At 66.3% G+C, this 14,087-nt stretch carries 18 protein-coding genes; 8 read left to right on the top strand and 10 right to left on the bottom strand.

The features are described 5' to 3' along the window. The first annotated feature begins 502 nt into the window (after window positions 1–502). The 5 genes from ssb to ACYQ6W_RS19905 all read left to right on the top strand — a co-directional run bounded on the left by ssb (window position 503) and on the right by ACYQ6W_RS19905 (window position 2,251). Window positions 503–943 carry a single-stranded DNA-binding protein gene (gene ssb / locus ACYQ6W_RS19925; RefSeq protein WP_459677776.1) on the top strand — a complete coding sequence of 147 codons (441 nt, stop codon included), beginning with the start codon at window positions 503–505 and terminating at the stop codon, window positions 941–943. Between the two features lie 81 nt (window positions 944–1,024). After that, window positions 1,025–1,294, top strand: coding sequence for a hypothetical protein (locus ACYQ6W_RS19920; RefSeq protein ID WP_459677775.1), 270 nt, complete (start codon window positions 1,025–1,027; stop codon window positions 1,292–1,294). A 40-nt stretch (window positions 1,295–1,334) separates the two neighbouring features. After that, window positions 1,335–1,541, top strand: a complete 207-nt coding sequence (locus ACYQ6W_RS19915; protein ID WP_459677773.1) for a hypothetical protein — start codon at window positions 1,335–1,337, stop codon at window positions 1,539–1,541. A 15-nt stretch (window positions 1,542–1,556) separates the two neighbouring features. Continuing rightward, window positions 1,557–1,877 (top strand): hypothetical protein, encoded by a 321-nt coding sequence (locus ACYQ6W_RS19910; protein WP_459677772.1) that lies wholly within the window; start codon window positions 1,557–1,559, stop codon window positions 1,875–1,877. After that, on the top strand, window positions 1,874–2,251 hold the full coding sequence (locus ACYQ6W_RS19905) for a hypothetical protein (RefSeq protein ID WP_459677771.1): 378 nt from the start codon (window positions 1,874–1,876) through the stop codon (window positions 2,249–2,251). The genes ACYQ6W_RS19910 and ACYQ6W_RS19905 overlap by 4 nt, the downstream gene beginning before the upstream one ends. 16 nt (window positions 2,252–2,267) lie before the next feature. On the opposite strand, the gene ACYQ6W_RS19900 is transcribed toward ACYQ6W_RS19905, so the two are convergent. The 3 genes from ACYQ6W_RS19900 to ACYQ6W_RS19890 form a co-directional block, all read right to left on the bottom strand. Next, a complete protein-coding gene (locus ACYQ6W_RS19900; protein ID WP_459677770.1) occupies window positions 2,268–3,707 on the bottom strand; it encodes a hypothetical protein in 1,440 nt (479 codons plus the stop codon). Between the two features lie 99 nt (window positions 3,708–3,806). Continuing rightward, window positions 3,807–4,766, bottom strand: a complete 960-nt coding sequence (locus ACYQ6W_RS19895) for a hypothetical protein (RefSeq protein WP_459677768.1) — start codon at window positions 4,764–4,766, stop codon at window positions 3,807–3,809. A gap of 461 nt (window positions 4,767–5,227) precedes the next feature. Continuing rightward, a complete protein-coding gene (locus ACYQ6W_RS19890; RefSeq protein WP_459677767.1) occupies window positions 5,228–5,806 on the bottom strand; it encodes a hypothetical protein in 579 nt (192 codons plus the stop codon). A 336-nt stretch (window positions 5,807–6,142) separates the two neighbouring features. Between ACYQ6W_RS19890 and ACYQ6W_RS19885 the strand changes: the two genes are divergently transcribed. The 3 genes from ACYQ6W_RS19885 (at window position 6,143) to ACYQ6W_RS19875 (ending at window position 8,792) form a co-directional block, all read left to right on the top strand. Further along, window positions 6,143–6,331: a hypothetical protein gene (locus ACYQ6W_RS19885; RefSeq protein WP_459677765.1), complete on the top strand. Its 189-nt coding sequence runs from the start codon at window positions 6,143–6,145 to the stop codon at window positions 6,329–6,331. A 1,032-nt stretch (window positions 6,332–7,363) separates the two neighbouring features. Further along, entirely contained in the window at window positions 7,364–7,957 is a 594-nt protein-coding gene (locus ACYQ6W_RS19880) for a hypothetical protein (RefSeq protein WP_459677764.1), read from the top strand. A gap of 106 nt (window positions 7,958–8,063) precedes the next feature. Beyond that, complete coding sequence (locus ACYQ6W_RS19875) at window positions 8,064–8,792, top strand: Uma2 family endonuclease (RefSeq protein ID WP_459677763.1); 729 nt, start codon at window positions 8,064–8,066, stop codon at window positions 8,790–8,792. A gap of 154 nt (window positions 8,793–8,946) precedes the next feature. Here the strand turns inward: ACYQ6W_RS19875 and ACYQ6W_RS19870 are convergent, their stop codons facing one another. The 7 genes from ACYQ6W_RS19870 to ACYQ6W_RS19840 form a co-directional block, all read right to left on the bottom strand. Then, window positions 8,947–9,282, bottom strand: coding sequence for a WGR domain-containing protein (locus tag ACYQ6W_RS19870; RefSeq protein ID WP_459677762.1), 336 nt, complete (start codon window positions 9,280–9,282; stop codon window positions 8,947–8,949). 84 nt (window positions 9,283–9,366) lie between these two features. Beyond that, complete coding sequence (locus ACYQ6W_RS19865; RefSeq protein WP_459677761.1) at window positions 9,367–10,026, bottom strand: nuclease-related domain-containing protein; 660 nt, start codon at window positions 10,024–10,026, stop codon at window positions 9,367–9,369. 132 nt (window positions 10,027–10,158) lie between these two features. Next, window positions 10,159–10,347 (bottom strand): hypothetical protein, encoded by a 189-nt coding sequence (locus tag ACYQ6W_RS19860; protein ID WP_459677760.1) that lies wholly within the window; start codon window positions 10,345–10,347, stop codon window positions 10,159–10,161. A gap of 420 nt (window positions 10,348–10,767) precedes the next feature. Next, the gene (locus tag ACYQ6W_RS19855) at window positions 10,768–11,538 is read right to left on the bottom strand and encodes a hypothetical protein (protein ID WP_459677758.1); all 771 of its coding nucleotides are present in this window, start codon (window positions 11,536–11,538) and stop codon (window positions 10,768–10,770) included. A gap of 128 nt (window positions 11,539–11,666) precedes the next feature. Next, window positions 11,667–12,296 carry a hypothetical protein gene (locus ACYQ6W_RS19850; protein WP_459677757.1) on the bottom strand — a complete coding sequence of 210 codons (630 nt, stop codon included), beginning with the start codon at window positions 12,294–12,296 and terminating at the stop codon, window positions 11,667–11,669. Beyond that, window positions 12,293–13,096: a hypothetical protein gene (locus tag ACYQ6W_RS19845; RefSeq protein ID WP_459677755.1), complete on the bottom strand. Its 804-nt coding sequence runs from the start codon at window positions 13,094–13,096 to the stop codon at window positions 12,293–12,295. The genes ACYQ6W_RS19850 and ACYQ6W_RS19845 overlap by 4 nt, the downstream gene beginning before the upstream one ends. Continuing rightward, window positions 13,096–13,704, bottom strand: a complete 609-nt coding sequence (locus ACYQ6W_RS19840; protein WP_459677754.1) for a hypothetical protein — start codon at window positions 13,702–13,704, stop codon at window positions 13,096–13,098. Before ACYQ6W_RS19840 ends, ACYQ6W_RS19845 begins: the two co-directional genes overlap by 1 nt. Window positions 13,705–14,087 lie beyond the last annotated feature (383 nt).

The following is a 14,087-nucleotide window of genomic DNA, read 5'->3' as shown; positions in this document are numbered from 1 at the left end:
GTAAGGCACTCAAGTAAGCACGCGCAAACACGCGACTAGTTTTGCCCGGAACGCACGGATCGGAATGCCAGCAATCAGCTCACTCTTGACGGCAGCCAAACCGTCCGCAATCCCCCCGACATAGTCTTTCCTCCCAGGTGGAAAAGGCTGCGCCTGAGGCCCCGCTACCGCGTCAGAACACCAGAAAGGATGGAACCTTTGAAAATCAAAGGAAGAAGGGGGAAGGTGTGTCGAAAGTGCCGGCACCGCGGCGGGCTTCGTTCTTCTCCGATGAACGCGGTCTAAACCAGGTCCGTTCCCGCCTCCGCATCCCCGCAGCGCAAGTGCGCTGCGCCTTCGGCTCGTGGCGCTGCCGTGTCAGTCGCTGCGCTCCTTCCCGCACCAAGCCGCGCCACTCGGGGGCGGGCGGGCCCAGCCCTGGTTTTCTCAGACCGCATCCGAGAGGACGAAGCCCAGGCACGGTGCCGGGCAGCCTCTCCGGGATGAAGAAGGAATGAGAACGATGAGTGGTTATCTGAACCGTGTGAGTCTGATCGGGAACCTCGGTGCCGACCCGGAGGTGCGGAATACGCAGTCTGGTCAGAAGATCGTCACCATGAGCATCGCGACCTCCGAGCGTTGGAAGGATCAGCGCAGCGGCGAGACCCGCGAGCGGACCGAGTGGCACCGCGTGGTGATATTCAACGTCGGCCTGGCAGAAGTCGCTGAACGCTACCTGCAGAAGGGTGCGAAGGTTCTCGTCGAGGGCAAGCTTTCCACCCGCAAGTGGCAGGACCAGGAGGGCAACGACCGCTACAGCACCGAGATCGTGCTCTCCCCCTACAACGGCGTCCTGACCTTCCTCGACAGCCGCCGTAACGGCAACGGCAGCAGCGGCGACAGCAAGAGCGATGCGCCGCCAGCGGGCCCCTCGGGTGATCTCGACGACGAGATCCCCTTCTGACGCCCTGACAGCCGCCCGGAGATGCCGCGCGCGATCTCGCATCCCGCGCGGCACGCCTCTCTCGAATCAAGGAGCCGGATGATGTCCAAAGCACTCTCCGTCGAGGAAGTGACCGCGACCCTACGGGACGCGTCTTCGCCAGCCTACTTTGCCCTGGAGCGGGCGGTCGACGAACTCCAGCGTGCAGCTCGGATCTGTCGCCATACAGCGGACCCCGCTGCCCGCGACATGCGTGCGCCTTCCGATTGGCGCCGTATCGCCGACCAGTTCTCCCAGCAGGCCCAAGCCTGCAAGGCCGCGCAGGCGCGTCTTTGGGCCGCTTTCGCGCCGAAAGACGGGGCGCCGCCATAGGTGCCTCCCTCATCTTCACACCCTCACCGAGGTCAAGATCATGCAGCTTCATGCAAGCATCACCCTCTCCCGGATCATGGACGCGCACCTGCGTCGGCGCTCCTCTCTCGATGATCCGGGCTTCTGCACCCATTGCGGCGAAGAGGCCGATGGCGTCGAGCCCGATGCGCGCGACTATGAGTGCGAAGCCTGCGGTGAGCCCGGCGTCTATGGCGTCGAGGAACTTCTGCTGATGATGGCCGCGTGACAGGAGGAAGACACCATGAGTCGCCATGTCATTCCCGCCCGCGATCCCAGCCTGTCGATCGTCGTCGGATGGGACAACCCCCTGCAGTCGTTCTTCGCGCAGGTGGAGCGTGCCGAAGACCCTGAAGAGGATGACGATGATCCGATCCTCCTCTGGGTCGGCGCGGCTCCCCGCGAGGTCATCACCGTCGAAGACCTCGCGCGGCACATGGCCCCCTACGCCGGTCTCCCCGCGGATGTGGCAGAGCAATTGCGCCGGGATCGCGCATCCATGCTCGGCCACACTCCAACCGCCATCCAGCAGGCCGCACTCGCAGCGATCCGGAGGGCACGATGATCCGGCAATATGGCGCGCAGCGCTGCTGCGGCGGGGACAACCCGCTGCGGATTGGCACGATCCCGATCGGGGCCATCTTCTACCTCCAGGACGACACCTGGTGGCGCGACCGCTACCGCGGCCGGCCGATCTGCCGCGAACCTTGGATCGTCGAGGGCTTCCTCAACGGCATCATGGCCGCGTCCCGCCGATCGCCCGAGGACGGCCGATGGCTCGATCTCTGTATCTCCGGACGGTCCGACATGGCGCTCATCCGGTCCCTGCGATCGAACCGCCGCCGGCGGATCCTCGTTCGCAGCCTCGTGCTGCACGAGGAGGAGGGCCTCCGGGCGGACGACGGTACCTATCCGACGCTTGTCACGCGCGCTGCGTAACCGGGGGTCTTCCGGTTCAGTTCGGTGGGCCGAGATCGGACGCGCCGCGCGGGTATGGCTTTGGTGAAGGCATCTTTTGCCGACGCATCGGTGTGGTCCGATATCCGATGCCGTGGAAGACGGTCTCCAGGCGATCGAGGCTTTCCGCGATATCACCGCGCAGCACATCCTCTGCGCTGATCGCAAGGCGCAGGCCGCCGCGGCTCCCCACCCCGACGGGATGACCGATCAGCGCACCCGCATCAGCGATCCGGTGATAGAGGGTGACGAGCTCCGGCATGGGCAGCCAACGGTTCGGCCTCTTGAGGTCGCGCACGGCGAAAGTGACCATACCCGCTTCACGGCCACAGGTGGCGACCTGATGCACGTCGCGGCCGGGGAAGACGTGGAAGTCCGCAAAGCGTCCGAGGAAGGTCGTCAGCTCCATCGTCACATATGCGATTAGCGTGTCGGCGCGGGTGCCAAGCGCGGCCAGTCTCCGCAAGTTCTCGACCGCCGGAAGCCAGCGCAGCACATGGCGCAGTCCTCGGTTCGGGCCTTCACCCACCTCCCAGTCTGCCTTCGCATCCTCCCGCCAGCGCCGCCGGGCCTCGCGAAGGGCGGCGGCCTTGAAGCGGTCCGATGGCACGAGCAGGGCGCCGGATTCCGCCGGCCCTCCGAGGAAGGTCGAGCCCGCGATTACCACCGGAAGGCCCAAGGCGAGATGCGCGCCGATCCGGTCCGGCCGCAGACGCATCTGCGATGCGTCGATGCCGAGGGCGCCGGAGGCGCGGGGTCCGATCAAACCAGTCGCGTCCCCGAGCGACGAATACACCAGGGCGCGACGATCGACCCTCGCGGCGTGGTCCCGAAACTTCAACGCGAGCTCGCCATCGTCGATCACCTCGCCGCCATGGCGACGCATCGGAATCTGGATCACCTCGATCGGCCCGTCGGGGGCTTCCTCGCCGAAGCGCGGCCCCGACAAGACGTGGCGGGCTTCCAGCCCCATCGGGACCGCGCTCGCGATCTCCGCGACCGTCGGAACCAGCACGCGCAGCGGCTGGCCTTCTGCCTCGATCGCATACAGCATCCCCATCAGGCGGAATGAGTCCGCTGGCGATGCGGCCAGGACCACCTCGGTCCCGGCCGGTGCTCCGACCAGCTGCAGCAAGCTTTCGACGACGGTGTCCCTGACACGCGCCGCCCGCTTGCGTATAGCCGCGCGGTCCGGGCCACCGGTGATCCACGCGACGGTGTCCAGGCAGAGGGCGCGGGCGTCGTCACCAAGCGGCGACCCGGTGCAGGACGACAGAACGGAGCGCCCGGCGGCACCACGCGCCGGGGCAAAATAGCCATGCAGGCTCCCCGACAGCCGCGGATCCCAGCTCGGCCCGAGCTCGGCCGCGAGCGCATCGATCAGCGCTTGCTCCTTCTGCGTGCTGAGCCAGAAATGTCCTTTCTCGCGACCGGTCATGATGTCCTCAATCAGGGCGTTCGGACCGAGCTACCGGACCCGGTTGCGCACGGCGCCAGGTTTTTCTACGGCGCTGAATTTCTCATTCGCAGGGCGGGATCACCTCTCATCGCCGCGTGCGTCATCCACGGGTCCCAGCGCCTGCCACAGTGCGCGCCGCAGCCGGTTGTCGCGCCACTCCTGCGGCCAGTGTCCCGGCAGATGAAAGTCATGCTCGAGTACCGCCATGGCGCCGGCCGCGCGCTGCATCTCGGGATGCAGACGCAGCTTCCGCGTGCGGTAGCCCTCATCGGCGTAGCCCATGGTCTCCACGAGGGCGCGCTTCTCGCCGCCGTCGCGATAGCGCGCCGTGACCAGGAAGTCCGGAATGAGAGGGGGGAGCGGCGTACCGGCATCATCGATCGCAGGTCCGATACTCTCTACCGGCTTCTCGATGATGACCGCGGCGTGATGGCGGCGCGCCATCTGCCGCTGGAACTGCAGCAGGATGTCGAGCGTCTGCCGCTCGTAATCGCTGTCCACCAGCATCATGCGCTGCGTCGAGGCACTGGGATGCACATAGGCGGCAACGATCTGCACCGGGTCGATGGGCGTCGGCCGCGCCACGATGCCAAGCGCGAGGTAGGGCGCCCGGGTGTCCTCGGCTGGGCCGGGCTCGTCCTCGGGACGCTCTCCGAAGACGGCGAGCCGCCCCACAACCGGCAATTCCTCACCGTTCAAAGCGCGCAGCCTTCCAGGCAAGACCTCCGCTACCCGAAGAAGCACCAGGCCATGCGGCCGCGTGGAGCGATACCGCTCCGGCGGTGTCGTCGCGATCTGATCCATCAGCACCGTGAGCTTCGCGAGGCCTGTGCAGAAGGCATCCGCCATCCGGATGCCCCGGTCGATCGAGATCGTCCGCGCAACCGCCCAGATAGCCTTCAGCTGATCCGGAATCGGCTGCGGCGCAAAGCCACCCGCGTCGACGCGCTGCAGGCCCCCCTCGGTCAGCAGCCGCACCAGCAGCCGTGCGAGCTGCGGCCGGCGGCTGGCAGGCGCAGCGGTCTCGCGTCGCTCCAAGGGGGCTTCCGTCGAGACCTCGAAGGATCGGACCAGCCGGACCCGGGGCTTCGGCAAGGGTCGGTAGCTCGCCGAGATCTCCGCCTGCTCAGATGACTCCCGATAGAACTCGCAGCTCACCGCATGCTGCGGCCAGTTGTCCGTGACATGCCGGCGTAGATATCGCTCATCCACCGGCACCAGCGCCGGCGGTCGCTCCGCCGCCGGCCGACAGTCGCACAGGATCCAGAAACCACGATCCCTGCTCTGCAGCCGCCGCACGATCGGAATGGCGTCAGCGCGCGCGGCTGACGTGCCACCAAAGCAACCGAAGGCCGCGCGCAGCTTGCGATCGTCGGAGGGGTCGAGAAACCGTGCGCCGTCAACCTCGCGCTTGAGTGCTGCCCTGAGAATGGAAAGACCTCCGCATTGTCATCGACAAAGGGAGGTCTTTGCACACCGGGTTGCGAATGGCGCGCCTTCTAGACGGCGGCGCGTGCACCCGCCTCATGCGCCAGCAGCGCGTCCATATCGGCCGCAAGGCTGCGCGGGGTCCAGGCCTGGCCGCTTCGCGCCAGGCTGACCGCGCGCGCAACACCTTCGGCTTCCTCGGCCCGCAGATGCGCCGTCACCGTCGCTTCCGCCGCCTGCCGCTCTTGCGCATCAAGCTCGTGCTCGAGCGCGTCGAGCCAGAAGCCACCCTCTCTCCGCGCCCGCGCAAGCTTGCGTCGGCCTTCTGTGACCGCAGCCCAGGCCCGCCGGGAGGCGCGCGCCGCGTCGACCGCCACGCGCACGAGCGGCTCCAGCATGGCGTTCAGCTGCTGCTGACGATGCGCACCAGGATCGTCATCGACATGGTTGAGGACATGCTCGGCCGCCTCCGCATCGACCCGATCCCGGAAGTCGGGCTCGGGCAGTTCGAGACCATAAGTGTCGGCGACCATGTCAACGGTCCGCAGATCCGGCGCCAGTGCCCGCATCAGCTCCAGCGTCGGCCGACCCACTTCTTCGACCGGGAAGCGCACGACGTTGCTCGCGCGAGAGACATCATCGGTCATCATCCGAAGGTCCTCCTTTCGATAGGAGCCTACTATATCTTGCGAAAGATCGAGATGGCAACAACAAGATGTTGAATTGTGCTGCGTTTTACTTGCAGGGTCAGGCGCTTGCATTTCAGCCGCCGGTAGAGACGCGGCGGCTGAGAGTAACGCGGTGCTGCACCGTCCTGATCAACCCCTTTGGGTGAGTGGCGAACTCTATAGCGGACAGGCTGCGGCACGGCTCACGGGCGGCAACCGCTTCGCGGTTCTCCTCTTCGTTGCGCCCCTCCGGGTGCCTCCCGCTCCTCCGTCCCGCTGATCGCCTCCGCAGTTCGCAATCACCCAAAGGAGCCGATCATGACTACGACGTTTGAAGCCCTCGCCACTCTGAGCCGCCGCGTGGCCGCCCGCTTCCACAGGCTGTTCAATCGCCTGACCCGGAAAGCCGAACTCACCTTCGCCATCACTGTTGCCATCCCGCCCTTCCTCAAGATGGAGGCCCACTACAAGACGGACTTCGGACGGAAGGCCCACGACACGCATTAGCGCCTGCGCCGCGGCCGCCGCGCCTGAGCAGCCAGGTCCCGGCGCGGCCCCGGCCGCGCCGGCTCTGCCCTTGCCAAGTCGCCTTCCCGAGACTGGTCCCGCTCTTGGCGGATGGCGGATGGCGGATGGCGGATGGCGGATGGCGGATGGCGGATGGCGGATGGCGGATGGCGGATGGCGGATGGCGGATGGCGGATGGCCGGTCTGCCCAGCCTAAAGGCCGCGCCAGTCACCACCGCGCTATCGCGCTGCGTCGGCCGGGCTGTGAGCCAGAGGCGGACAGGGGCCTCGGGCGGGCGTCCTCACCCTCCCGTTCGTGTTAGCTCGGGAGCGCCTTTGCACGCGCGATGGCAGGCGGTCGGGCGGCCCGGGCTGCGTCGTTCGGAGGCGGCGCGTGTCTGCGCAACGCCCGCAAGAGTCCACGCCCTCGTCCCCGTTGCGGCTTCAAGCGCGGGGGCGGCGGGGGACCTGGAGCCCGCGCGGTGTTGCCCCGTGGCGGCTGCGGTTGGACCAACGTGCCTGTCGGTGATGCTGCGAGGATCTGTTGTGGGGGCGGGGGCTTCGGCTCGGGCGTCGCCTTCGGGGGCCTCGGACTGCCTGCCGGTCGACCGCGTGGGTTGCGGGTACTGCCTCCGGCTTGGGAAGGGGCGGGGTGCCTCTCGGGCGAAGGAAGGGGTGTGCCTGGCGGGCCCGGGCGGCGCGATCAGGCGGGGTCTCCGAGCGTCCCAGGCCATCTTCCCGATCTCTCCCGGCTCGGGGGGCTCGTCCCTCAACCCCGCTCTGCCTCGGTTTGTGCGGGTTCTAGGCTGGGCGCCTCTGGCCGCAACCCCCGCTTCGCCGTCCAGGCGCGCGCACGCGCCTGTCATGACGGCGAAGCGCCTCCGGTTCGGACGGCACCGTGTCGCTGCGCTCCCGCACCACTGCCGTCCTCAGGGGTGCAGCCATCCGCTTGCCCAGCCTGATCGAACCGCACCGAGGCGGAGCAGGGCATCGGGCCCGACATCCCCCGGATTTTGTAGAGAGATCAGAAAGATGGCCTTCAAGAACGCTCGGAAACCCGCCCCCCAGACCGATCGCGCCGCCCCCAAGGCCCGCCAGGCAATCACCCTCGACCTCGCCGCCAGCTTCGTCCCCACTTCCCTCCAGGCCGAGAAGATCAGCACCACCTTCGCCCTCGACCCCGTCGACTTCGACGGCATCCGTGAAACCACCGAAGAGCAGATCGCCCTCTCCGCCAAAGCCGTCCAGCCCACCCTCCATGAGACCGCGCTGCGCATCCACCTCCAGCGCATCGTCGGCGCCTACGTCAGCTCCGCCCACGGCGCCGGCACCTTCTACAGCTCCAAGGTCACCGCCGCTCGCGAGCTCACCATGAAGCTCGCCAATGAACACCGCGACGAGGACCGCGACGGCGTCCTCGGCTTCGACACCCGCGCTGCCCGCGCCCGCGAATTCGCAGCCTCGGCCGGCCTCACCGCCTTCGCCCTCCTCGCCGCGGCCACCGGCGCCGTTCACGCCTACGCCGAACTCACCGGCGAAGACTGGAAGCCCTACGAGGCTCCCGCTGCCCCCTCCCGCAGCGTCAGCCGCCAGGCCGCCTCCACCGAACTCGACGCCCTCGGCTGAACTGCCGGCGGCACCCACCAGGCGGGAGCCTCACGGCTCCCGCCTCTCCGCGTTTCTCGGACCGAAGACGGAGAAAAAGGAAGGAAGCCACGACCCAGGAGACGGCATGCCCGGCTTCGCAGCGCCAGGCCCGCTCGCCGGCAGGGCCATCGGCCCCGCCGCCTCCGCAGGCCGGCACCGCTCCCGCGCATGCCCGCGCTCCGCGCGTCAGATACCGAAAAGGAAGAAAACCATGCCCAACCGTGCTATCAAGACCACCATGAACGCACCGCTCCGCAAAGCCTGGACACAGGACGAATTCCTCTCCTGGGCAGAACGCCAGGAGACCCGCTACGAATTCGACGGCTTCCAGCCCGTCGCCATGACAGGTGGCGATGCCGGCCATAGCCGCGTCATCCGCGGTTTGCACCGTTCCCTTGATCGGCGCCTCAACGGCGGTCCTTGCGAGCCGCTTGGCCCAGACGCCGGTGTCGAGACTGCCAATCACGCCGTCCGCTACCCGGACGCCCTCGTCACCTGCACGAAATTCGATAATCAGACCAAGCGTATCCCCGGGGTCGTCATTGTCTTCGAGGTCATCAGTCCCAGCACCAGCCGGATCGATCGCATCGTCAAGGTTCGCGAATACGCGGCCGTCTCCTCGATCCGTCGCTACGTCATCCTGGAATCCACAAGCATCGGTCTGACGGTCCTGGAACGGACATCCCCAGATCAGGCCTGGCAGACCACCGTTCTCACCGGAGAAGACATCCTTCGACTGCCTGAAGTCGGCATCGAGATCCCCGTCGCCGAAATCTACGACGGCATCGACTTCGAGGATCTTCCCGAAAGCTGAGGGCTCCCGGGGGGAGGCTGCGACGTAGTCTCCCAGATCCTCGTTTCAGACCGGGGCGAGCGTCCCCCGTCGCTCCGCTCCGGGTCGGGTCCTATTCCGCTAGACTAAGCGCTGCGCGCTAAGTTCCACGGAGCCCCTGCGGGTCTCCGCCTCTTCACGTAACGGCCCCTGACGCCTCTCTCCTGCTCATGGGCCAAGCCTCAAGACCGGCAGTCGTCATGACGGACGGCGGCAATGCCTCGAAGCCCGTCGCCTCGACCAGGTGATACGCCGCGCCGCAGCGCCGTTCGGCCCCGGCGCGACGCCGCAGAGCGGTCATCAAAAACCGCTCGGCCGAGGCTTCATCGGCCATCGCATAGCGTATGGTGCGGCCCTCCGTTCCCGTTCGGCCGAAGGTCACACTCACCACCAGATCGCCCAACAAGTCCCGCCCGACGCGGCAGCTCCACGAGCGACGCACGTTCCGCTGAGCGTCGACGGCGCGGAGCACGATGCACCGATCCTCCAAACCACCCACCTATTCGGTCAACTCTGCAAAGGCAGAGTCGCACGGTCAGACTGCGAAGTCCAAGTCTCATTCGCAATTCCCGATGTCCGGATGGCGCGAACGAAGCCAATCGACATGCGCCGCGCGGCGCCCGGGGCTCCGGTCCGCCTCCCGGCACAACAGCGCCCATGCCCGATCGAGCCGATCCCCATCATAGGGCCGCGCCACCCTGGCCAGCGATCGTAAAGCCCCATCCACCGAATCCACCGGAACGACATACGGCCGCAGCGGTGCCGCGAAGCGCGCATGACCCGCGCTGACGACCACACCTGACACCCGTATCCGGCCATCCCCGATCGACCGCTCTACGGCGGCCACATGCGTCAGGTTCTGGCGGATCGCGTTCGGCACCGTCGTCACGCGGCCGTCCGATCCATGCCGCGTCCATGATGCGGCTGACGCCGTCCCCTCGATCCGCCCCGACCAGGTTTTGACCTCCAGGACCATCAAACCACCGGGCGCCCGGACCAGAAGGTCGATCTCGGCCGAGCCTCCGCGGTCGCGAAGCACCACGTTGCGCAACACCGGCCACCCGAGCTCCCGCAGCCGCCCGGCGACCAATGCCTCCCCGAGCCCGCCGATGGCGGCCGCACGGTCAGGCTGTGCCTCCTGGGCTTCCGTCGCGCCGCTCTCGCGACGGCGCATGAATCGCGCGAACCAGGCGCCGATCACCTCCTCAGATCCCATCCGCTCCTCCTCGCCGGAAGTGTGGGCCACCGGGATGCGAACGGGGCGGCCAAGGTCCCTACCGCGGCAGCTGACGCGAAAAGGGCCGACCCCGTCGGGCCGGCCCTTTCCCCTGATCCATTCGCCGCGCGATCAGAGCAAAAACGCCGCGATCACCGCCAGAACCATCACCGCACCGACCACACCAATTTCAGCCAGCTGCCGCGCCCCGTGACCGCTGAAACTCGCAGCACCCAGCAGAAACAAGCCGGCGCTCAGGATCAGCCAGACAAAGGGTGAGGGGGGCTTTTTGCCGCGGAGCCACACCTTCAGGCTATCCATGACGCGCGTCTCACCGAGAGTCGGTCAATATCAAACCGCTTGCTTTCCGGATGACCCAGCATCGTGCATTCGGGTTACTGGCGACATGCCATGGCCCGATAGCGCTTTTGCTGATCCACGCAGTGCTTCCGTTTGGTCTGACAACACGCACTCTCCCGTTTTGGATCTTCATGGGACGATCGGTCACGATCGTCGACATTGCAATCCCAACCGGAGCCGCATTAGCGCCCGGTCCCGCGAACTCTTGGACAGGAGGAGGCATCGCGCCCTGTCCGTTCCAGGCGTTTGAGAGGGACATGCACTGAAAGTTGGGAAGGACCTCCTTCGTTCGCGCAAATGCAGATGCCCCAATGCTCACAGCGGCACAGAGCGCAACGCCGAACGACAACCCCCGCTTGAACCACATGAATTCGCTCCTTCCTAACTAACTATCTGTTGACTTGCGGCTCCGCCGATCTTCGCGGTCACGGATGCTCGCCATTGACCAACAGTCTCTCCGGAGGTGATACCATTCTGTGCGAGCGCCGACTGGCTCATGCCGGACAACACGTTGGCGATAGGTTCGTCAGCGTCTGCGAGCGCCAACTGCGAACCATAGGCGGGACCGAAATTGTAGTAGCCACGGGCATCGAGGATTGTTGGCTCTGAAACGCCGGCACTTTCGAGTGAACTATTAGCCTGCAACAAATATCCGGAGGCCGCTATCGCTTCGGTTGTCGGATCGTTCATTCCAGCTGAGCCCGGAACTATCTGGGAAGCAAGCGAGGGATTTGCGGCCAGGGCAGCTTGAAGACCCTCTTGATACGCCGCGGGATACATCTGAAAGGCACCTTGCGCACCCAAGGCGCCGCTCACATTTTGGCAGCCGCTTTCCAAAACGCAGGTAGCAGCGACTGCGGATGGGTTGATACCAACGGATTCCGCCTCGCTTACGGCCGTTGCCCCCCAGCTTTGCCCCAGCAACGTGTTGAGCGCGTCGCTGCCGCTCGACGAACTCGTCCCGCTGCTCCCGCTGCCGCTGCTCGACCCCGAACCATCCTGGACAGGCCCCACCGTCCCCGGATTGACCGTCACCAGTGGCACCCCCGGCTCCGCCACGAATGGCGTCACCTGAATCGGCGGACCGCTGATCGTCTGCGAGATCTGCGCCCAGGCCGGCATCGTGGACCCCGCCGCCATCAGCACCGCCATGATTGTCGCGCGCGAGCACCCACCGAGGCGCCCGCAGCCACTCACTCCTTTTCGTATCATCTGCATGCCCTGTCCTCCGCTTGAGCGGACAAAGCTTCCTGCATTCGGATGCGAACGGCGCGGCTGAATCATTTCGGCGCCTTACCCCCGGGCAGGGCGTCGATGCGGCAGTAAGTATGGCCCGCCGCTGAGAACGGATTCATCCAGCACGCCTCTATCGCCGCGAGGCGGCTGGCGTCCTGCCACCACGACAACCCAAAGCCGGCTACGAAGATGCCAAGCGTCGCTGCCGCCGCTATCCCATAGCGCCGCAGCGTCACCCTCTGGTTCCAGGCCCGCTCGCGGATGACCAAGACCTTCTCCAGCCGCTCGATGAAGAGCGGCAGGGTCTGATCGATCATCCGGACCGTCAGGTTTTCCTGCTCAGCCGTCGCCGCGAGCTCCAGATTCCGAGCCTGCAGGAGCGTGATCTGCGCCGCCTGCTGCAGCGCCCTCGCTTTGGCGAGTTCCGCTTCAGCCGCTGCTCGGCTGTCCCGCGCCGAAGCATCGATCGACGTCTGAACCGTGACGGTCAGCCGCCCGACGATCTCGATCGCGCCGAGCAGGGCGGAAACGAAGCGGCCCTCTGGCTCCTGCCAACGGATCGCCCATTCGTCACCGGCCTTGCGGATCTCCTCCGTCTGCCGGCGAAGCTCCGCAACCCAGTCCTTCGGCCCCCCTTCCTCCGGAGCGCCGGCCGACCCATCCCCGTCCATCATGTGCGCTCGTCGCCGCTCGCGGCGGCTGCCCCGATCGGCATTGGCAGCCACTCCTGCGGCAAGCCGCCAAAAAATGCGGGCACCTCCCGCGTCCACCACTTGTTCACCCGCGCCCGGTCGAAGAGCGAGAGAGGCTCGCGACCCTCGCCGTTCATTGCCTCGGCGAAGGTTAGTCCGCGGTCCGTGACCTGAGCCATACAGGATAGTGCAGGCATCATCGCCACCTTCGCGTTCCGTTCTAGGGCATTGCGGATCGCGCGATGCTCCAGGACTGGCTTGAACGCACCTCCGGCCGATCGGCCGGACAGGACCAGGCCGCTGTTCAGGACGATGACCGAAGCCGCAGGCATGAAGCCGTCGACCTCCGCAAATTGCTCCAGGTAATCCAGGTCCGCCGTCTCCGGTCCGACACAAAAAAAGCCGACGACCCGGATCGCACTCCCCTCCATGGCGTCGAGCACCGGCACCTCCTGGATCAGCCGGGAGAACCCGGTGGCACCGCCGCCGACGTCAAGCACGGCGTCATATCGGTGCCTGATCAGGTCGCCGATCCGGTCCTCGATCCAGGCCTTGCCGTCCTCGATGCCTCCGTTCGGCACCTCCTCCGCATCCGGGAAGAAGGTCGAGAGCGTATGGCTGCGGTTCTGTTGGTCCGCGTTCCAGGCCCGGATCGGGTTGCCCTGCGCGCGGAAATACTGGACCGCCATGTTCAGCAGTGCGGTCTTCCCAACACGCTGGCGCCCCAAGGCGACCAGCAGGATGGGGAGCCGGTCCACCGGCCTCATCTGTCCATCAGGCATCACTCAGTTCTCCTTTTTCTGGGTTTTCCGGCCATGAGGTACCAGTCCTCCCGGTCGAGCTGCGCCTCGATAGATGCCAAGGCGGCTTTCACATGCGGGGGATCGTCGGGCTTCGCGTACCGACTGAGCGGCTGGTCCGATGGCGGCTTTGGTGGTGGGAGCGGAGGCGGGGGGGCCTGGCTCAGGGGGAAACCCTGCTCGCGCTTGCCGTTGGCCCCGGGATGCGCCACAGGCTCGCCGCCCCTGACGGCAGGGTTCCCCGCGGCGATGGCATCCAGGATGGCGGGCGGCGTCCACTTCGCCATCCGAGAGGGGTAGACGGGCTTCTGCACCTTATCGGTCGGCTTCAGGCCATCGGCCGCCAGATCCTGGATGACCGTTTGCCAAGCTTTGGCCGCCGCACGCTGGCTAGGTTCCATGGCATCGCGGCTTTTGACTCCGTGACGCGCAGCTTCCGTGCAGATGGCCGGCCACGTCAGCTTACCGGCAGCGATGCCCTTCGCAACCGTCAAGCGGTGGGCCCGCAGCCAGCTGTAAAGCTGGCCACGCCCGCGATACGCGACGAGGCGCTTCTTCCGAAAACGAATGGGGGTGTCATCGGTGCTCATGCGCCTGAGGCTGACGCCTTCGGTTGCGAACGGCAGCCCTTTTCAGGAAATCACGTCTCTGTGAATTTCGCGCTCACGCGATCCTTCCTGGGGTCCGGCTTACGCCGTCGCTACGCCCCGGCTACGCCTTGGCGCGTCCGTGGCTACGCCGTCTAAGTGAGCCATATGGACCAATGCATCCTTGCTGCTTTTTGTCCGGGCTCGCGGAAGGTAGCGGGCGCGGGATCAACCTAGGCCCGGCAGTTTCACAGATCGGTGATCCCTTTCAAACCTGATACCGTGCGCACGCAAAGGCCCAAATCTGGCCGCCTTACATTGATGGAAGCTGAACGAAGAATGGGTAAAATAGGTTCGTCGTAGAAACACTTCGACAAGAACGTGCT

It is taken from the genome of Acidisoma sp. 7E03 (assembly GCF_054665075.1).
Note: the sequence above shows the minus strand (reverse complement) of the source record. Positions and strands in the feature narration are given on the sequence as shown.